Raw genomic sequence first — 20013 nt, forward strand, 5'->3', positions numbered from 1 at the left:
ATAAGAAAATTGTCGATGAATGCTACGATTCCAATTAAAAGGAGCTGATGATGGGGCAGTATAAGACACCGGGTGTTTACATTGTTGAAAAGAGTGCGTTTCCGAATTCCGTGGTGGAAGTGGCGACCGCAGTACCGGCATTTATCGGGTATACGGAAAAAGCCAGCAATAAAGGAAAAACTCTACTGAATAAGGCGTGGCGTATTTCATCCATGTCGGAATTTATCAGCTTCTTTGGCGGGCCGCCAAAAACACAGTATCAGATTTCCGAGGCTGCGGCGGCAGCTACCGCGAAGGCGGGAAAAGGAGGCACTGCACCGGCTGCGGCTGTCGAGTCGGACTTCGCGAGCGGTGACAAGGAATACGTGCTGGAACTCCAGGGTGCGCGCTATTTCCTGTATCACAGTATGATGCTGTTCTTCCAGAATGGCGGCGGGGCTTGCTACATTGTTTCGGTCGGCAGTTACGGCCAGGATATCGAAAAACCGAAATTAAGCGCAGGCATCGATGTTTTGCTGAAAGAACAGGAGCCTACCATGGTGGTGATTCCCGATGCCATGTCGCTGGCGGAGCCGGATTGCATCGCGTTGCAGCAAGCGGCGTTGAGCCATTGCGGGCAAGTGATGAAAAATCGCTTTGCCATCCTGGATGTGTATGACGGCTACAAGGAAGCGCAGGATAGCGGATGCATCGAGAAATTCAGAAACGACCTGGGCACGAACAGCCTGGATTTCGCCGCAGCCTACTATCCATGGCTCAATACTTCGATTGTGCAAACCGGCGATTTGAGTTTTGCCAATGTTGCCAATGCCGACAAATTGCAGGAATTGCTGAAAGCGGAAACGGATGGCAGTCAACTGGACGACAAGAAAAAAGCCGAGATCAACGGCAAGATTGCGGAAATCGGTGTGACGCCGAAGACCGCCACGATGTCGAGCGACGAGGATTTGCATAAAATACTGACGGCCGTTTGCCCGCTCTATAAAACCATCGTCGAAAGTATCAAACTGAAACTCAACCTGATGCCGCCCAGCGCAGGTATGGCGGGTGTCTATACCATGGTCGACAATTCGCGCGGGGTGTGGAAAGCGCCGGCCAATGTCAGCCTGAACGCGGTGATTTCTCCTGCTGTCGAGATCACGCATGCGCAGCAGGAAGATCTGAATGTCACAACGGCGGGCAAGTCGATCAATGCAATCCGCACCTTCATCGGCGAAGGCACATTGGTTTGGGGGGCGCGCACACTGGACGGCAACAGTCTGGATTGGCGCTATATCAATGTGCGCAGAACCATGATCATGCTGGAAGAATCGATCAAACTGGCGACCAAGGCGTATGTATTCGAACCCAATGTTTCGAGCACCTGGGTAACCATAAAAAGCATGATCAGCAATTTCCTGATCGGCATCTGGAAGCGTGGCGGCTTGGCTGGCGCGACACCGGAAGATGCTTTCGGCGTGTTCGTCGGTTTGGGCGAGACGATGACGCCGCAGGACATTCTGGACGGCATGTTGAAAGTGACCGTGCTGGTTGCATTGAGCCGTCCGGCGGAGTTTATCGAAATTACCTTCCAGCAACAAATGCAGAAATCTTAACCAGGGTTCGTGTTACTGAAACAGTTAGTGAACGCTATATTTCTAATCATAAAATTGGGAGTGCATTATGGCAGATGATGGATCAGCTCAATCGACGACAGTTTGGCCCATGCCGAAATTTTATTTTCAGGTTAAATGGGATTCGCAGGTTATGCGATTTCAGGAAGTCAGCGGTCTCGATATTCAGTCGGAAGAAATCAAATATCGTCATGGCGATAGCCCGGAATTCTCCGTGATCAAGATGCCGGGCATGAAAAAAGTTGGCAATATCACTATGAAGAAAGGCGTCTTCAAGGGTGATAACAAATTCTGGGATTGGTTTAAGCAAATCAAGATGAATACCATCAAGCGTTTGCCGGTCACCATCAGTTTGCTGGATGAGGGCGGTAAAGCGACCATGGTGTGGACCCTGACCAACGCCTGGCCGACCAAGATTACCAGCACCGATCTGAAATCGGAAGGTAACGAAGTGGCGATAGAGTCCATCGAGATCGTGCATGAAGGCTTGACGATTGCCAATAGCTGATGATTATTCAGGGTGAACTTGACTGGGAGTGTTTACTTTAGATGGATAGCTCTCAACAAGCTGATTATTACCCGCCCTCGGCGTTTTATTTCAAGGTTATATTTGGCGGGCCCAAAGAAACAGCCGACACTTCCTTTCAGGAAGTGTCGGGTATCGCATCTGAAATTGAAGTCGAAACCGTGATCGAAGGAGGGGAAAACCGGTTTGTTCATCAATTGCCTAAAGGTGTGAAGCATCCAAATCTTGAACTGAAGCGCGGGATTGCGCCCATGACTTCGCCATTGGTTAAATGGTGCAAGACGATTATGGAGAATGATTTTATCAAACCGGTCGAATTGAAGCCCGTCAGGGTTTTTTTGATGAACGAAGATAAAAAACCTATTCGTGGATGGTTATTCAATTCGGCTTTTCCCGTGAAATGGGAATTTGAAAGCTTTAATTCCACGAAGAATGAAGTAGCTATAGAGAAGATCGTTCTCAGGTATACCTTCTCGACTCGCATTGTCTAGGATATTTCAGAACTCGAAATGGCGATAGAGATTAAACAGCTGTTGATCAAGTCGAGCATCGTGCAGCGCACCGGGCAAGAAGATCTTGACCTAACGGAAGAACACCGGCTGTTAAAAGAAGAAGTGCTGGCCGAATGCCGCCGTATGATTGCGGATTTGTTGCAGGAAAAGGGAGAGCGTTAAATGGCGCAAAGCGGTGCCAAGGTGCTTTTGACGATTTCCCCGTGTACCGTGAATAACGGCAAAATCAGTGTCGACGGCTCAAGGAAGAAATTTGAAGCCATGATCAATCCCGCCGGTTATCAGCATACGTTCAAGCTGAGCTATTCAAAAAACCGCGTTCTGGGACAACCGGGAACCGAGACCAAGTACGACGCAAGCCATCCGGAAAAAATTGTTTTGAAGGAATTGGTATTGGATGCAACCGGAGCCGTTGCATCCGGTTCAAGCACCGCCGGTAGCACGCCGGTTCCGATCAAGGAACAAATCGAACTGCTCAAGGATGTGGCTTATACCTACCGGGGCACTAAACATGAAGCGCCGATCGTACAGCTCAAATGGGGTTCGTTGCTGTTCTACGGACGGGTGGAGTCGCTCAACTTCGACTATACCCTGTTCAAACCCAGCGGCGTGCCGTTGCGGGCCAAAGTGACGCTGACCTTCATCGAATATCAGAGCAGCGAGGAGATTTCCAAGGAAGCGGCGCAAGAATCTCCCGACTTGACGCATTTGCTCGAGGTGAAAGCGGGAGATACTTTGCCGCTGCTGTGTTACCGGATCTATCAGGATAGTAACTACTATCTCGAGGTTGCCAAGATTAATCATCTGACGGATTTTCGTAATCTAAAACCGGGAACCAAGCTGCGGTTCCCTCCATTAAACCAAGGTTGACTATGGCGGATTCCCCCTTAACGGGCAGCACCGGTGTCATATCGGTGATCATTCTGAGTAACGGCAACGCCATAGCCGATACCGTTCAAATCGTTTCGATCGAAATCGTTTACGGGGTAAATAAAATTCCCAGCGCCAGGATCGTCATATTGGACGGGGATATGCCGAACAACGATTTTCCGGTCAGTGACGCGGATGATTTTAAACCCGGCGCGGTGATCACCATCAACGCCGGTTATGCCAATCAAACGAGTACCGTTTTCAAGGGCGTGGTCATCAAGCACGGCATCAAAATGGACGGTGACAATTTTTCCCGTTTGATCGTGCAGTGTAAGGACAGCGCGGTTGCCATGACGGTGGGGCGCAAGAACGCCAATTTCGTCGATTCGAAGGACAGCGACATTATCAGCAAGCTGATCGGCGCATACAGCGGCTTGAGTTCCGATGTCACCGCCACTACCACCAGCTATAAGGAACTGGTGCAATACTACTGCACCGACTGGGATTACCTGCTGACCCGGGCGGAGGTCAATGGTTTTCTGGTGACTGTCGACAGCGGCAAAGTCAGCGTCAAGGCGCCGCAAACGGACGGCAGCGCCGTTTTGACTCTGACCTACGGCATCGACTTGATGGCGTTCAGCGCGGATCTGGATGCGGCTTCGCAATTCCCGGTGGTCAAAGGCATTGCCTGGGATCTGACCAGTCAAGCCGTGCAGGAAGCGCAAGCCAGTCCCGAACAACTGACCGGCCAAGGCAATCTCAAGGCTGCGGATTTGGGCAGTGTGATCGCCCCGGATTATTTCCGCTTGCAAACCGATGCGCCGCTGGAGAATGCCGTGCTGACCGGCTGGGCCAAGGGGCAGCAAATCAAGTCGGGTTTGGCGCGCATTCGAGGTTATGCGGCGTTTCAAGGCAGTGCCAAGGTAAAAATCGGCGATCTGGTCGAATTGAAAGGCGTGGGTGCGCGCTTTAACGGCAATGTGCTGGTCACCGCAGTGAAACATGACATCAAACAAGGCAATTGGGTGACGGAAATCGAATTCGGCATGCCGTCGCAGTGGTTCACCGAGCAATATAAAACCGAAGCGCCGCTGACCTCCGGTTTTGTGCCCGGAGTTAACGGCTTGCAAGTCGGTGTGGTGAAAAAGCTCGATGCCGATCCGGAGGGGCAATACAAGATCCAGGTATCCGTTCCGGTATTGCAGGCGGAAACCGACGGCGTATGGGCGCGGCTGGCCAGTTTCTATGGTTCCAACGGCATCGGCGCTTTCTTTATTCCGGAGATCGGCGACGAAGTGGTGCTGGGATACTTCAACGACGATCCATCGCATCCGGTCATTCTCGGCAGTTTGTACAGCAGCAAACAGAAGATGCCTTACGAATTGACCGCCGATAATTTCACCAAAGCCGTGGTGACGCGCAGTAAGCTCAAGCTGGAATTCGACGACGACAAGAAAGTCATCACACTGACCACACCCGGCAATAACAAAATCGTCATCAGCGACGACCAAAAATCGATTCTGCTGCAAGACCAGAATGCAAACAAAATCGAGCTCAATTCCAGCGGCATTGTCATCGACAGCCCGAAAGACATCAAGATCAGCGCCAAGGGCAAGGTAACCATCGACGCGGTGAGCAATATCGAATTGACGGCGCAAGCGGATATCAAGAATCAGGGACTCAACATCAATCATCAAGCCAACGTCGGTTTTAGCGCCAAAGGCAATGCCACGGCCGAGCTGTCGGCCAGCGGCCAGACTACGGTGAAAGGCGCTATTGTGATGATCAATTAAGCTGCATTGAGTGCTCAGGATTTCAATTAAATGTTGACAGGAGTGTAATCATGCCCCCAGCCGCACGTATCACCGACATGCATACTTGCCCGATGCAAACACCGGGCGTTCCACCGATTCCCCATGTCGGCGGGCCGATTAGCGGTCCTTGCGTGCCCACTGTATTAATCGGCAATATGCCGGCCGCCGTGGTAGGGGATATGTGCGTCTGCGTCGGTCCGCCGGACAGTATTGTGAAGGGTTCCGCAACGGTCATGATCAGCAATCGTCCAGCAGCCAGGGTCGGCGATACCACAGCGCATGGCGGTACGATTGTGCTGGGTTTGCCGACCGTGATGATCGGCGGTTAACAGGGGAAACAAAACGGTGAGTATCGACAAATCCTTTCTCGGTACCGGCTGGGGATTTCCCCCCGAGTTTAATAAACAGGGATCGGCGCGCAAGGTTGCCGCGGAAGAAGATATTCATGAAAGCTTGTTTATTCTCTTATCGACCAATCCCGGCGAACGCGTGATGCAGCCGACATATGGTTGCGGCCTGAAAAGTCAGGTCTTTGAAGAGATCAATGAAACGGCGGTAACCGTCATGGTCGATTTAATCCGGCGCGCGATCCTTTTCTTCGAGCCGCGGGTGATTGTGGAAAGCATCCGGGTGGATTCGGATAACCAGGAAGATATCCTGAACGGCTTGATCAAGATCGATGTCGCGTACATCGTGCGTGCAACGAATAATCGTCACAATATCGTGTATCCGTTTTATTTCACGGAAGGAACGAATGTCAAATTATGAGGATTCCCCGGTGAATGAAGGTTCGTGCTGATCGATTAACGAATAGTCATTTGCACATCAGTGACGGCAGAAGTCAGGAAAAAAGGCTGCTGCCGGCGCTTGAGAAGGATTATTTCAATGTCGCCGAATTGCGTTTTCACACCTTATTGGCGCTCGCGGTTGAATATGCCCGGGTGCTGAAATTTTATAACCTGGAAAATCGTGAAGACGGTACCTGGGAGCATTTTTTTTCATGGGATGAAACGGTCGTTATTGCCACCATACTGGCGGTCGATCTGGATAAACTGGGGAACGGCGATGGCGATAACAGTCATGTGACCGATGCCCATCGGGAATTAATCGAAGCATTGCGCGCACTACCCGCCAAAGAAATTGGCCGGCACATGATTGCGGCTTATAGTGCGGTCACTATGCTCGATCAATGGCTGCAATTGCTCGCGCATGCGAAAAATGCGCTGGGTGTTGAGTTGCGCAAGGTTGTGGAAAGCGTGATTACCGGGCTTAAAAAAGATATCGCCATACTCGGGGAATATCTGGCCGGTTACCTTTCGCATCGCACACTCGAGGAAATTTTTTCCGGCGACTTGATTGCGCTGATGTCCGCCGTGGAAGAAACCAAACTGAGCCGGGCGAATGCCGCCGTGGATGTTTCCGATCCCGTGCCTATCCGCTCCAGTTTCTATGCTTTTATCAAAGCCATCGAAATGGTGCAGCTCAGTGCGGAGAAATTGCTATCCGCTTCTTTGGTCAGCCAGGATCACGAGCCGGCGGCGGGGCTTTTGATCGCTTTTCTGCAGCTATTCCAAAAGCTGCATCATAAAATCAACCGGTTTACGCTGAATTATGTCGACTTCTACTATGATCAGGTGCTGAAAGCACGGCCGCGGAGCTTTGCATCGGATTATGTCTATTTGGTGGTGGCCCCGAGCAAGAAGAATCACACGGTACTGATACCGAAGGGCACGGAGTTTCTGGCTGGGCTGGATGAAAACAAGCGCGCTATCGTGTATGCAGCCGCTGAGGATGTCAAGATCAACGATGCCGCGGTCAGTGCGATTCATACGCTGTTTTTTAAACGCGACGCGCTGAATTTCCCTGAGAATAGTTTGTTTGAGTCGGTCGTCCTGAATGACCGGGTGGATGAAGCCACCCGGCAACTGGCAACCGGCGGCTGGTTGAATGAGGTGCCGGTTGCAACGGCGGATAGCGCGCTGGGCGAGGAAAGCCTGCAATCGTATCCGTTGTTCGGCGCGCCCAAGAAAGTTGAGGATACGATGCTGGTGCAGCATGCCCGCATCGGATTCGCTGTCGCCAGTAAAGTACTGCGGTTGCAGGAAGGACGGCGGACTGTGTGCATCCGGATGCAATTCACTGGTGAGCCGGAAGTGTCTTTGGAGCAGTGGATCCGGAACATTGCGGTCGCCATGCAGCCGGCCGGGAGCAGCGGTGTCGTATCGTCCGTTCAGGAGCAGCAGGCCTTTTTTAAAGTTTTCAGGGATATGTTCATCGTCAGCTTATCGGCTGAAGACGGCTGGCGGGAGCTGGCGGAATATCTGCCTTCCTATTCGGGTGTTGATCCGCAGCAGAAAGAAAACAGCCTGGTAGTTACTTTCTTTTTACCGGAAGATTTTCCGCCGGTTGTTCCTTACGACCAGAAGATCCATGGCGACGGTTATGAGACCCGGTTGCCGGTGGTGCGGATGATACAAAATCCGCGCAGCTATTTATATCCTTATGGGATTCTGAGTAAGCTGGAATTGGAGCGGATCAGGATCGATGTGACGGTGGAAGGATGCCGGCTGTTGCAGTTGTATAACAATATCGGGCAACTGTCACCATTGGCGCCATTTACGCCTTTTGGCCCGATTCCCGAAGTAGGTTCTTATTTCATCGTCGGATGCGCCGAAGCAGCCGGGAAACAATTGTCGGATTTCAATATAGAAATTCAGTGGGGCGGTTTGCCTGCCGGTATCGGTGGATTTAAAGCGCACTATCAAGGTTACGAAACTTTCGGCGATACCGATTTCCGCGTCGGCACGTCGGTTCTGGCCAACGGAAAATGGCTGCCGGAGAATGTCAAGGGGATGGCCGCCCATCCGCTTTTTCAAATTAAAACGGGCTTGGACGGCGGCAGCGAAGTGAATGAGCACAGCGAGTTGTCTTGTGCTGCGGTGATATCCTACTGGAGTCCCGATGATTACCGTGGTTCTGCGACAGAATTCAGTTACACGCCATCGGCCAATAAAGGCTTTTTCAAGTTCACGCTAGTAGCGCCCCAGCAAGCGTTCGGTCATCGCGATTACCCCACGGCCTTAGCCAACGTTTTGACTTTCAACGCCAAGCAGAAGCACGCCAAATTTCTCAAGAAAGTACCCAATCTGCCTTATACGCCGATGATTACCGCCATCTCGGCGAATTATCGGGCTTGCGCGCACATCGTGCTCGGCAAGGAAGAAGCCGGTTGCAGTGCGGCGATGCGCGAGAAAATGATACATTTGCACCCGCTGGGTTGGGAAGATGTAACGATGCAAGCCGATCAAACCTATCATCTGCTGCCGCAGTACGCATATTCCGGGAATCTGTTGATCGGTTTGAATGGATTGGCGGGCGGCGGCGTGGTTACGCTGTATTTTCATTTGCGCGAGAATTCATTGCCGGTTGAACATGCCGCCGTGCAGGAGATGCAGTGGTTTTATTTGACGGACAACCGCTGGTTGCCTTTGAGCACCAAAGAGATCATCGCGGACTCCACGCAACGGTTCATGAAAGCTGGCATCATCACGCTGGATATTCCGGCGGATATTTCGCAGGAAAACACGGTGTTGCCGGGCGGGTTATGCTGGCTGCGCGTGTCGTCCGATCGTGAGCTGGAAAAGTATTGCAGCCTGTATTCGATTCATACGCAAGCGCTGAAAGCTGGCCGGTACTTGCAAGAAGACGCGGTGTTGAGCGGCGCCATCCGGTTGCCGGCCGGTGCGGTCTCGCAGCTGCGCAAGTCGATTCCCGGGATCGGCGGTGTCAAGCAAATTCAACCTTCCTTCGGCGGCCGCCTGGCCGAGGATCGCGGTCATTTACGGATCCGCATCAGTGAACGGCTGAGGCATAAACAACGCGCCCTGCTGCCGGCCGACTATGAATCGCTGACATTGGAGCAATTTCCGCAAATTTATAAGGTAAAGTGCTTTCCCGGCATGAGTCCGGATTTTGTGGCTGAGCAGCGTTTCAATCCCGGCCATCTATTGATTGCGGTGGTGCCCTACCTCTCCGAGAATGTGATCAGCGCGCATAAACCGTTGCTGAGCGGTCATCTGATCAATGATGTAAAGGATTTTATCGGCCGGTACGCACCGTCATTTGCTACGGTTCATGTCATTAATCCGGTGTACGAAGTCATCCAAGTACGCTGCACGGTTAAGCTGAAAAATCCATTATTGGCCGGTATGTATTCGGCGCGCCTGAATCAGGCGATATCGGATTTTCTGTCGCCGTGGAACGAGACCCTGGGTTACACCCGCCATTTCGGATGGGTGGTCAGCAAGCACGATATTGAATCTTTTATTCAGAATCTGGATTATATTGACCGCGTCACCAACCTGTCGATATTGCGCATCGCGCCCATGGGCGAAGGTTTTTACGATTTGCTGGATAGCGCGGACAAAGCGGAGACTGCCGAAGTCAAGGATATAATCCCGGTCTATCCCTGGAGCATCGTGGCGCCGATCCAACAGCATTTTATCGAACTGGACGATCGTTACGATGTCATCGAGCCGCGAATTACCGGAATCGGCGAGCTCGAAATTGGCAGCACTTTTATAATTTCTGACGAAAAATGGCGCGAAAAGATAGAAAAACACTAGAGGCCAAGTTCAAGAACGGCAAGATGCCGACTGAGGTGGCGTTTGCCGATCTGATCGATTCGACGCTGAATCTGATCGACGACGGATTTGAAAAGACGATTGATGACGGACTGAAAGTTTTTCAGCTCGGTGACGGGAAGCTGATGAGTTTTTATCAAAATATGTCGACGCTCAGTTCCATGTGGTCGGTCGGTATCGATAAGGCAACGGGGAGTTTGAATTTCGGCGATCAACAGAATCCGCATGTTCTGACATTGCGCAGCGCTGACAGCGCCGAACCCGGCGGCGCTACCAAGGCGAGTGTCGGCATTAATACCGGCAATCCCCGCTTCGAACTGGATGTCGCCGGCACAATCGCTTCCTTCGGCAGGATGGGACGCCGCGGAGAGCTGCCGGTGCCTGCGGACGGCAATTGGCACAATATTACCGAAACGCTGACGGGCTGCCAGGCCTTCGAGGTGGTGGCCGGTGTCGGCGGCAAGGACGGCGACGGCAAATATGCCTTGCTGCACGCCTTTGCGCTGAACGTTTATCACGACAAGAGCCATATCACGTATCATCAGGCGCACTACGGCGCGAAATGCAACCGCCTGGAACTGCGCTGGGAAAGCGGCGCGAATGCCGAGAACTTCGAGTACACGTTGCAACTTCGGGTGGGATCGTCATACGGCGACAAAATTTGGGTCAACTATTACCTGACCCGGTTATGGCAGGATCCGGCGATGTATGGCAGTGAAAAAGCAGCGGAATCCGACTATCCGAAAGTTTTGCGTAAGCGGCAGGAAGAGAAATAACATGTCCGCGCGTGTTCTGACCATCCGGTTGAATGTGCAAGAAGGCAGCCTGTTACTGGAGGCGCTGGCCGAACTGCCGTTTAAATCCGTTTTCGAGCTGATCGGCAAATTGAATCAACAAGCGCATGAATTGTTCGCGCCGGGTTGCGCGCAGCATGAGCGGCAACGGTTCGTGCTGACGGAATCCGAGCTTGCGCTGACCATCAAGGCGCTGGGCAATCTGCCTTATCATCGCGTGCATGAGTTGCTGGCCGATTTGAACCGGCAGATTCAGGCGCAAGTGAACAACTCGCATTCATCGGCGGCTTCGCAAGAATATGCCGGTATCTGAGCAAATTCCGCGAGTCGGAACCGATCCCGATGGATTGGATTTTGCAACATTAAGAAAAGAAGGTATCGGCAGAGTTCAGGATTTGTGCGGTGAGGTATGGACCGACTATAACCTGCACGACCCCGGCGTCACCATTCTGGAACAGCTCTGTTACGGCCTGACCGATCTATCTTACCGCTCTGGATTTGCCGTTCAGGATTATCTGACCGATGAAACAAACAGCATAGATTATCAGCGGCAAGCGCTTTTCTCCCCGGAAGACATTCTGCCCAGCTCGGCGGTTACCGGAGCTGATTACCAGAAAATTCTCTACGATGCGATTCCTGAAATCGATTATGTTTGGCTGGAACCGAGTGCGGCGCAAGACGGTGCGGTAACCGGCGGACTGTATACCGTATTTGTGAAGCTCGACGACGAGTTGATACAAAATCATGCCGGGAGGCCGGCAAAAAATGAGAATCTCAGTGAGTTATCGGACAAGCTGGAACAGGTCCATACGGTTTCCGAGCGCATACGCACAAGCCTTGACCGGCTCGGCGCTGAGCTTGACGAACAATACGAAAACCTGAAAAGCGGGCGCAGCGTTAGCGCTGACGCTGATCTGTCAGCGCAGGACGGGCAGCCGGTTGAGCAAATCGGCGGCATCCTGCGTCAGCTGGATGCAATTCTGGCCGGCATGGATAACATCTGGCGTCAAATCAACGAGATCTGGTCAGTCATCATGGATACGCCATCCAGTTCCGGTATGAGCGCAAGGCTGAATGAAGTTTTGCTCAAACTGGAAGCTGCGCTTAATAGCGCGCTGGCCAGTGTTCTGCCCGTGTTTGAATCCGGGGCGGATAACGAAGCCGCACGTGATACGGAGTTACCGGATAAATTGGTTCCGCCGTTATCCCGGTTTGAAAGCGTATTATGCGAACTGGGTGCGGAATTACAGGAAACCGGAAGCGGTTTGGTTTCCAAAATCGGCGCATCGGGTCAGGCTGACGGACAATGGGACGAATCCGCCATCATACAAAAGGTTTTGTCGGTCTTCATGGCGCATCGCAATCTTGGCGAGGATATCGATCATGTCGAAATTATTCATACGGTACCTTATTTTTTGGCGGGGGAAGTTGAAATCCAGCCTTCCCATAATCGGGCGAAAATTTATGCTGAGATCTTCCTCAAATGCGCGCACGCTATTTCTTCCGGCATTCAAATTGACCGCTATGAATCCATTTTGAGCCGGACGGGCAATTACGAGCAGATTTTTTCCGGGCCGTTGACCCGGCATGGTTTTATCAATGACCGGTGTTTTGAGGGTCCGGACGACGTGCTCAGCGTTGTCGATTTGATCACACTGGTGAGCCGGATCGATGGTGTTGCGAAAGTGCACGACCTGTATCTGATTGATCAGGATAACAAGAAACACACCAGCATTTCCTACGACTCGTCACGGTATGCTTTTCCCGATTTGAGTTTTCCCAAGCCAGGCAAGCCAAAACAATTATTGCGGCTGGTGCTGCCCCAGGACGTGAGCCGTAAGGATCGCGACGGCAAAGTGTTTGGTTTCATGCCGTATGAAAGTACGCAAGATGAAGCGCTGCTGGAGGAAACGCACCTGGAACTGAAGAAATTGGTTTTTGAATATCATGCCTTCAGAAATAACCGCCCGTCGTTTGCGCATTTGATTCCACTCCCCAGGGGAGAACGGCGGGTTGCGGCGGATTATTACTCGATTCAGCATCACTTTCCGGCGGTATATGGGATTAACCGCTACGGTGTTCCAAACTCCAGGCCGCCTGAGGTTAAAGCAAAGGCGAAGCAGCTCAAAGCATACTTGTTTCCTTTCGAACAATTGATGGCGGATTATTTGCAACATGTGCGGGAAATGCCGCGCTTGTTTTCACTGGATGCCGGGCTAAAACAATCCTATTTTTGTCAGTTTCTCGATAACGGCAATATTCCGGACATCGAGCCGCTGTATGTGAAAGACGTTCATTGCAGCCAAACGGGGCTGGCTGAAATCCTGCGGCGTTACGATCGTTTCAGCGATCGAAGAAGCCGGGCGCTGGATACCTTATTGGCCATGTACGGCGAGCAATATCCACAAGCGGCGTTACAGCAATTCGATTGTTACCGGCGCGCCGATCAGGATCAATGGATAATCGAAAACAAAATCAATTATCTGAAATGCATCAGAGAAATCACGCGCGACCGGGGGAAAGGCTTCAACTACCTGAAACCCGCGTTGCATGCGCATGGTAAAGATAACGAGGAAAATTTGGCCGGTGCGCATAAGCGCATCAGTATTTTGCTGGGATTGACGTCGTTCGACCGGATTGCACTGATCACCGATGTGCTCACGCAGAGGAACAGCCGCCTTATACCTGATCGCATCGTAGCGGAAAGTACGCGGTTCTTGCCGCAGGAAATGGAAGAGCGCGCGATACCGCTGGTAATCGATGAAGAAAAGTTTGCCGGAATCGCCGTTCCTGCCAAGCTCCCGCCCTTTTGTTATGGCGTTTTCAAGGACGGTATCGAATTAAGGAATTACCGGCTGGTAAGTTCCGGCAAGGATACGGTGGTGTGTCTGAAATCCGCCTCGAACACCCGTTTGTGGCCGTTGAGCCGGAAGCCTGGCCAAGACGCGGCGATGCGCTATGCGCACGCGTTTTACAGCGCGCTGACGCAGCTGAATTTGGCATGCGAGCGTTTTCATCTCATCGAACATGTGCTGCTGCGGCCCAGGGGGACGGATTCGTTTGCAGTAATTCCCGAGGGTGAGGCGTTTTTTGATTTTCGTGCCAGCGTGATTTTTCCGTCCTGGACAGCGAGATTTTCCAATACGGCATTCAGAAAATTTGCCGAGGAGACGGTGATTAAAAATCTTCCGGCCCATATCGTCGCCGAATTTTACTGGCTTGATTTTGTGTACCTGCAGGATTTTGAGCAACGTTACCAGCGCTGGTTGTCATGTTTGCAACAGGCGCATCAAGCGCATCACCCAAACGATTTCGAACGCCTAAACAACGCATCGGAAAGAATCGTGTCTTTCTTGTTACGCAACAGAAGCGGAGCGGAATGTGAGCGCTGGCTTTAATACCCTGTCGATAGCGCATCGCATAGATGAATTCGTTTTTGATTGCTCCTTTGATTCGCTGGCGCAAGCCAATGCGCTCGAGCCGGAGATGAGCGCCTTGCTGACGGCAAAACTGTTGCCCGTCATTGACGCGATCCTGGATGAATTCGATCAAGCAGACACCGTGTGGCGGTTGGATCAAGTGGAAATCGATCTCGGCGACATAGCCAGCGGCGATTTTTATGCCGAGTTGGTGCGGCGTGTGCAGGAAAAGCTGCGCGAACGATTGCGGCGGCTGCAAGAACATCATCAACCATCGGATTCCGTATCTCCCGGAATAATTCCCACCCGGCGATTGAGCAAAATGCAAACGGATCTGGAGATGTTGCAGGATTTTTTGCTGACCGGCCGCATGCCGTGGCCTGCCGATGCGGCTGACCGGCATGCGCACGAGAACTTGCTGCGGCAGATCTTGCAACAGCAAGATGCGCGAGAAGCGTGGATTACGTTGCTCAGGCGCTTGACCGCGGCGCAACGGACGGTAGCGATCGGCCGTCTGGTTGCACAGTTTTCGCACCGTTCCCTGGAAAGTGTTTTGACCGGGATTGCACCGGCTGATGCGCATCCGCTGTTGGATTTCTTGCGTATATATCAACAGGCCATGTCTGAGGTGGATGCTAAAGCGGCGATACAAACGGAACGGATCCGTTCGGCATGGGAGCTGCTCTTCAAGATGCTGCTGGAATCGAGGCCGTTACCCGGTAACTGGACGATTTTGCTGGATCAACTGGTCAAGACGATTGTGCTGCGGCATGCGCAGGAATCATCATCGGTGCTGCAAAGCATCAGTCGAATAGCCACGCAATACCATGAAGAAGGAAAAATCAGCGGCGCGTTTCATGCTGCATGGCAAACGGTGAATAGCCTGTATTTACATCATCCGCAGCATGGATCAATGGAGCGCACCACTTCGTTAACACATCGGAACGGCGGTCACGATGCAGCGCAGAGCAGGGCAAAAGGAATAACGAGCAGCGTTAGCGACACGAGGAAGGCGCCACCGGAAACGACCACCTCGTCCGAGCGGATGAAACAAGCCGGAGCGGTATCTGAAGAGTTGTATACGAGGATAACGCAAGCGCTGCAAAAAGCCGGATTGATCGACGTGGGCTTTGCTTCCATGTTGATGGGATTGTCACCGGTCGAGCAGCGCCAGCGGCTACGCAGTTTGCTGCAATCGCCGGCGGTAAAACCTCGTTTGCCGCGACTGCCGCAAGCGGTTCTGCTGGATATCAGCTACTGGCTGTCGCCGCCAGCGGCGCTGCTGATGGAACGCTTGCTGGCGCACGCCGGTCACCTGTGCCAACTACCCGGAGCAACCGGACACACGACGCAAAAGCACTGGAAACAACTACGCTGGAGCACCGCCCTGGATTATCTGCTGCGAGAAGCGGATTTTTCGGATGCGATCGACCCTGCCGGTTTTTTGCGCGCGCTGGTGCACGGTGTGCACGGCGAAGCAGCCAAATCAACCGAAGCGCACATAACGCTGCACGCCTGGCACGAAGCGTTGGTGCACCGCGAACCCTGCAACGTGATTGCTATGCTGCTATTCACACTCATCGGTGAAGCGCCGGAGCAGAACAAACAGGCAGAGAAAAACGCAGCGCAGAGCGGGAAGTCGCCCGAAGAAAACACCCTGCAACAGCCATTGCACAAACGGCTCACAACCGGTAAAGCGGTTCCCGGACAGCAAGACCTGAAAACGCTGCTGCAAGTGCTGGCAAGCGGACACCCGGAGCAACTGCGGCAACTGTATCAAGATCTGCGTAACGGCCGCTACGATTTGACGGCCGCGCGACTGAACGCAAGCGAACTGCACAGCCTGATTGAAAAACTGCTGCACATCCAATCCGGCGGCGCCGGTGCCGATCAATCTGTTTTCCTGCAAGCGATAAAGGCACAAGCGGATCAAGTAAACGATCAAGCAGCCTACTACCGGCTGGTCTTGGAAGACTTGTTGCAGGAACGGGAAATCGACCTGGAAGCGATCGCGGCACTGGCGCGGCAGCCTCTCGGCAAAATCCAAGATGACGAAGAAGACCGGAGCAAGCGAGCCGGAACCGAAGAGGTCAAACGAACGGGGGAAGCGGAAGGAACGGAAGCAGCGGAGAAAGCAAGTCCGGAAGTAATCGCCGGATCGGCTCCTTATGCAACGGAACAATCAACAGAAATTCACACCGTCCATACGGCGCTGTACTTACGCATAACAGCGGCGTTGCATAAGGCGGAACTCATTGATGAGCACCCCGAAGCCATCGCAACGAAAGTAAAACCTGAAGAGCTCAGGCAACGCTTGCGCGCGGTGCTGCATGGAATCGACATGAACGGCTGGATGGAAAAACTGCCGCAGTCCGTCCGCATGGAGATCGCTTACCTGCTGTCGCCGCAGGCAGCCTTACTGAACGAGCATTTACTGGCGCACGCGGACAAGTTGCAACGGTCAACCGCTATGCGCACAGGAGACAGCCGGAGACAGTGGGAGCAACGCTTATGGGTAGCCAGCCTGAACTATTTGCTGACGGAAACAAGCAGCGATATTACCCCGGCGGCTTATTTGCCAGCGCTGGCGCGCGGTGTAGCGGACGGAGCTGACCCGCAGGCGATCTTGCGTGCTTGGTATGAGACGTTGGAACAAAGTAAAGCTTTTGGAATAGTGCATACGGTGTTGCAGAATTTCTTTTCCGGCACACAGGAAAAGGATCGGGCGAGAGTGGCGCTACGCACACCGGTGCAACCGGGAGCGGTAACAAAGACCGGAGAATTGGACGATGCCGGATTGCCGGAAACGACTACCTCACCCGAGCGGGAGAAGCAAGCCGGTGTGGTACATGAAGAGTCGTATACGAGGATAGCGCAAGCGCTGCAAAAGGCCGGATTGATCGATGCGGATTTTGCTTCGTTCCTGCTGGGATTGGCGCCGGCCGAGCGGCGTCAGCAGATGTGCAGTTTGCTGCAATTACCGGCGGTAAAACCCTGCTTGCCGCAACTGCCGCAAGCGGTTCTGCTGGACATCAGCTACCTGCTGTCGCCGCAGGCAGCTTTGCTGAACGAGCATTTGCTGGCACACGCGGACAAGCTGCAACGGTCAGCCGCTATGCGCACAGGAGACAGCCGGAAGCAGTGGGAACAACGCTTATGGGAAGCCAGCCTGAACTATTTACTGGTTGAAACAAAAAGTGATATTGCCCCAGCAGATTATGTGCAAGTGCTGGCGCGCGGTGTAACGGATCAAGCCGAGCCGCGGACGGCCTTACGCGCTTGGTATGATGCGTTGGAACAAAGCAAAGCTTTTGGAACAGTGCATACGGTGTTGCAGAATTTCTTTTCCGGTACACAGGAAAAGGATCGCGCGAGTGCGGCGCTACGTACGCCGGTGCAACCGGGAGCGGTAACAAAGACCGGAGAGCTGGACGATGCCGGATTGCCGGAAACGACCACCTCGTCCGAGCGGATGAAACAAGCCGGAGCGGTATCTGAAGAGTTGTATACGAGGATAACGCAAGCGCTGCAAAAAGCCGGATTGATCGACGTGGGCTTTGCTTCCATGTTGATGGGATTGTCACCGGTCGAGCAGCGCCAGCGGCTACGCAGTTTGCTGCAATCGCCGGCGGTAAAACCTCGTTTGCCGCGACTGCCGCAAGCGGTTCTGCTGGATATCAGCTACTGGCTGTCGCCGCCAGCGGCGCTGCTGATGGAACGCTTGCTGGCGCACGCCGGTCACCTGTGCCAACTACCCGGAGCAACCGGACACACGACGCAAAAGCACTGGAAACAACTACGCTGGAGCACCGCCCTGGATTATCTGCTGCGAGAAGCGGATTTTTCGGATGCGATCGACCCTGCCGGTTTTTTGCGCGCGCTGGTGCACGGTGTGCACGGCGAAGCAGCCAAATCAACCGAAGCGCACATAACGCTGCACGCCTGGCACGAAGCGTTGGTGCACCGCGAACCCTGCAACGTGATTGCTATGCTGCTATTCACACTCATCGGTGAAGCGCCGGAGCAGAACAAACAGGCAGAGAAAAACGCAGCGCAGAGCGGGAAGTCGCCCGAAGAAAACACCCTGCAACAGCCATTGCACAAACGGCTCACAACCGGTAAAGCGGTTCCCGGACAGCAAGACCTGAAAACGCTGCTGCAAGTGCTGGCAAGCGGACACCCGGAGCAACTGCGGCAACTGTATCAAGATCTGCGTAACGGCCGCTACGATTTGACGGCCGCGCGACTGAACGCAAGCGAACTGCACAGCCTGATTGAAAAACTGCTGCACATCCAATCCGGCGGCGCCGGTGCCGATCAATCTGTTTTCCTGCAAGCGATAAAGGCACAAGCGGATCAAGTAAACGATCAAGCAGCCTACTACCGGCTGGTCTTGGAAGACTTGTTGCAGGAACGGGAAATCGACCTGGAAGCGATCGCGGCACTGGCGCGGCAGCCTCTCGGCAAAATCCAAGATGACGAAGAAGACCGGAGCAAGCGAGCCGGAACCGAAGAGGTCAAACGAACGGGGGAAGCGGAAGGAACGGAAGCAGCGGAGAAAGCAAGTCCGGAAGTAATCGCCGGATCGGCTCCTTATGCAACGGAACAATCAACAGAAATTCACACCGTCCATACGGCGCTGTACTTACGCATAACAGCGGCGTTGCATAAGGCGGAACTCATTGATGAGCACCCCGAAGCCATCGCAACGAAAGTAAAACCTGAAGAGCTCAGGCAACGCTTGCGCGCGGTGCTGCATGGAATCGACATGAACGGCTGGATGGAAAAACTGCCGCAGTCCGTCCGCATGGAGATCGCTTACCTGCTGTCGCCGCAGGCAGCCTTACTGAACGAGCATTTACTGGCGCACGCGGACAAGTTGCAACGGTCAACCGCTATGCGCACAGGAGACAGCCGGAGACAGTGGGAGCAACGCTTATGGGTAGTCAGCCTGAACTATTTGCTGACGGAAACAAGCAGCGATATTACCCCGGCGGCTTATTTGCCAGCGCTGGCGCGCGGCGTAGCGGACGAAGCTGACCCGCAGGCGACCCTGCGTGCTTGGTATGAAGCGTTGGAGCAACGCAAAACTTCCGCAGCGATTCGCACCTTATTACGGACAATTGCAGAAACATTGACTGCGCCGTTGCGCATGAATCAGGAGAACAAGGAAAATCCGGATTCAAGCCGGTCAATGGCCGAGGCGGAAGGAAAAGCCGCAGCGGCGCAAAAGCCGCCTTTGCTGGATTGGGATGCTTTGCTGCACAGGGCGCAGTCGGCGGATGACGTGCGCGAAGAGATTTATATCGAAAATGCCGGACAAGTATTGGCCGCGCCGTATTTGCCGCGCCTATTCAGCATGCTGAAACTCGTTGAGGATGGTGCATTCATTGATCGTCATGCCGCCGAGCGCGCGGTGCATTTGTTGCAATTTATGGTGAATGAGCAAACCCGGTCGCCGGAGTTTCAGTTAACGCTGAACAAGATTTTATGCGGTGTGACCACGGGGATCCCGATTTGCAGAGAAATCGACATCAGCACGCATGAGCAGGAAACGATCGAAGGATTGATCCGCGGCATGATTCAGAACTGGAAAATCATCGGCAATACCTCGATCAGCGGTTTACGGGAAACATTTTTGCAGCGCAAAGGCAGATTGCAGCTGAAAGAAGACGGCATGTGGTATTTGACGGTGGAGCCCGGGGTGTTTGATATGCTGCTGGACAGTTTGCCGTGGAGTTTTTCTGTCATTAAACATAGCTGGATGGAGCGTGCGGTTCATGTCACCTGGCGCTGATCGACCGGATGTGTCTATTGCTGAA

General features: G+C 53.2%; 13 protein-coding genes. All 13 read left to right on the forward strand.

Annotation, left to right across the window (positions count from 1 at the left end):
* The first annotated feature begins 50 nt into the window (after positions 1–50).
* The 13 genes from HRU77_11495 to HRU77_11555 all read left to right on the forward strand — a co-directional run bounded on the left by HRU77_11495 (position 51) and on the right by HRU77_11555 (position 19988).
* Positions 51–1595, forward strand: a complete 1545-nt coding sequence (locus tag HRU77_11495) for a phage tail sheath family protein (GenBank protein ID QOJ22155.1) — start codon at positions 51–53, stop codon at positions 1593–1595.
* Between the two features lie 67 nt (positions 1596–1662).
* Entirely contained in the window at positions 1663–2121 is a 459-nt protein-coding gene (locus HRU77_11500) for a phage tail protein (GenBank protein QOJ21254.1), read from the forward strand.
* A gap of 41 nt (positions 2122–2162) precedes the next feature.
* Positions 2163–2630, forward strand: coding sequence for a phage tail protein (locus HRU77_11505; GenBank protein QOJ21255.1), 468 nt, complete (start codon positions 2163–2165; stop codon positions 2628–2630).
* Positions 2631–2648: 18 nt separating this feature from the next.
* Positions 2649–2813: a hypothetical protein gene (locus HRU77_11510; GenBank protein QOJ21256.1), complete on the forward strand. Its 165-nt coding sequence runs from the start codon at positions 2649–2651 to the stop codon at positions 2811–2813.
* On the forward strand, positions 2814–3521 hold the full coding sequence (locus HRU77_11515; GenBank protein ID QOJ21257.1) for a peptidoglycan-binding protein: 708 nt from the start codon (positions 2814–2816) through the stop codon (positions 3519–3521).
* Between the two features lie 2 nt (positions 3522–3523).
* Positions 3524–5314, forward strand: a complete 1791-nt coding sequence (gene vgrG / locus HRU77_11520; protein ID QOJ21258.1) for a type VI secretion system tip protein VgrG — start codon at positions 3524–3526, stop codon at positions 5312–5314.
* Positions 5315–5364: 50 nt separating this feature from the next.
* Complete coding sequence (locus HRU77_11525; GenBank protein ID QOJ21259.1) at positions 5365–5664, forward strand: PAAR domain-containing protein; 300 nt, start codon at positions 5365–5367, stop codon at positions 5662–5664.
* Positions 5665–5680: 16 nt separating this feature from the next.
* Positions 5681–6103, forward strand: a complete 423-nt coding sequence (locus tag HRU77_11530) for a GPW/gp25 family protein (protein QOJ21260.1) — start codon at positions 5681–5683, stop codon at positions 6101–6103.
* 14 nt (positions 6104–6117) lie between these two features.
* The gene (locus HRU77_11535) at positions 6118–9960 is read left to right on the forward strand and encodes a baseplate J/gp47 family protein (protein QOJ21261.1); all 3843 of its coding nucleotides are present in this window, start codon (positions 6118–6120) and stop codon (positions 9958–9960) included.
* Positions 9933–10754 carry a hypothetical protein gene (locus HRU77_11540; GenBank protein QOJ21262.1) on the forward strand — a complete coding sequence of 274 codons (822 nt, stop codon included), beginning with the start codon at positions 9933–9935 and terminating at the stop codon, positions 10752–10754. The genes HRU77_11535 and HRU77_11540 overlap by 28 nt, the downstream gene beginning before the upstream one ends.
* A 1-nt stretch (position 10755) precedes the next feature.
* Positions 10756–11085, forward strand: a complete 330-nt coding sequence (locus HRU77_11545) for a hypothetical protein (GenBank protein QOJ21263.1) — start codon at positions 10756–10758, stop codon at positions 11083–11085.
* Entirely contained in the window at positions 11072–14170 is a 3099-nt protein-coding gene (locus HRU77_11550) for a hypothetical protein (GenBank protein QOJ21264.1), read from the forward strand. Before HRU77_11545 ends, HRU77_11550 begins: the two co-directional genes overlap by 14 nt.
* Entirely contained in the window at positions 14154–19988 is a 5835-nt protein-coding gene (locus HRU77_11555) for a hypothetical protein (protein ID QOJ21265.1), read from the forward strand. Before HRU77_11550 ends, HRU77_11555 begins: the two co-directional genes overlap by 17 nt.
* The last annotated feature ends 25 nt before the right edge of the window (positions 19989–20013 follow it).

The organism is Gammaproteobacteria bacterium, from assembly GCA_015709615.1.
Classification (GTDB): domain Bacteria; phylum Pseudomonadota; class Gammaproteobacteria; order Burkholderiales; family Nitrosomonadaceae; genus Nitrosomonas.

Bases quoted from the DNA above. Each gene is read 5' to 3' on its own strand.
- HRU77_11510 (QOJ21256.1), top strand. From the start codon at position 2,649: ATGGCGATAGAGATTAAACAGCTGTTGATCAAGTCGAGCATCGTGCAG.
- vgrG (QOJ21258.1), top strand. From the start codon at position 3,524: ATGGCGGATTCCCCCTTAACGGGCAGCACCGGTGTCATATCGGTGATC.
- HRU77_11525 (QOJ21259.1), top strand. From the start codon at position 5,365: ATGCCCCCAGCCGCACGTATCACCGACATGCATACTTGCCCGATGCAA.
- HRU77_11505 (QOJ21255.1), top strand. From the start codon at position 2,163: ATGGATAGCTCTCAACAAGCTGATTATTACCCGCCCTCGGCGTTTTAT.
- HRU77_11545 (QOJ21263.1), top strand. From the start codon at position 10,756: ATGTCCGCGCGTGTTCTGACCATCCGGTTGAATGTGCAAGAAGGCAGC.
- HRU77_11540 (QOJ21262.1), top strand. From the start codon at position 9,933: ATGGCGCGAAAAGATAGAAAAACACTAGAGGCCAAGTTCAAGAACGGC.
- HRU77_11515 (QOJ21257.1), top strand. From the start codon at position 2,814: ATGGCGCAAAGCGGTGCCAAGGTGCTTTTGACGATTTCCCCGTGTACC.
- HRU77_11535 (QOJ21261.1), top strand. From the start codon at position 6,118: ATGAAGGTTCGTGCTGATCGATTAACGAATAGTCATTTGCACATCAGT.
- HRU77_11550 (QOJ21264.1), top strand. From the start codon at position 11,072: ATGCCGGTATCTGAGCAAATTCCGCGAGTCGGAACCGATCCCGATGGA.
- HRU77_11500 (QOJ21254.1), top strand. From the start codon at position 1,663: ATGGCAGATGATGGATCAGCTCAATCGACGACAGTTTGGCCCATGCCG.
- HRU77_11495 (QOJ22155.1), top strand. From the start codon at position 51: ATGGGGCAGTATAAGACACCGGGTGTTTACATTGTTGAAAAGAGTGCG.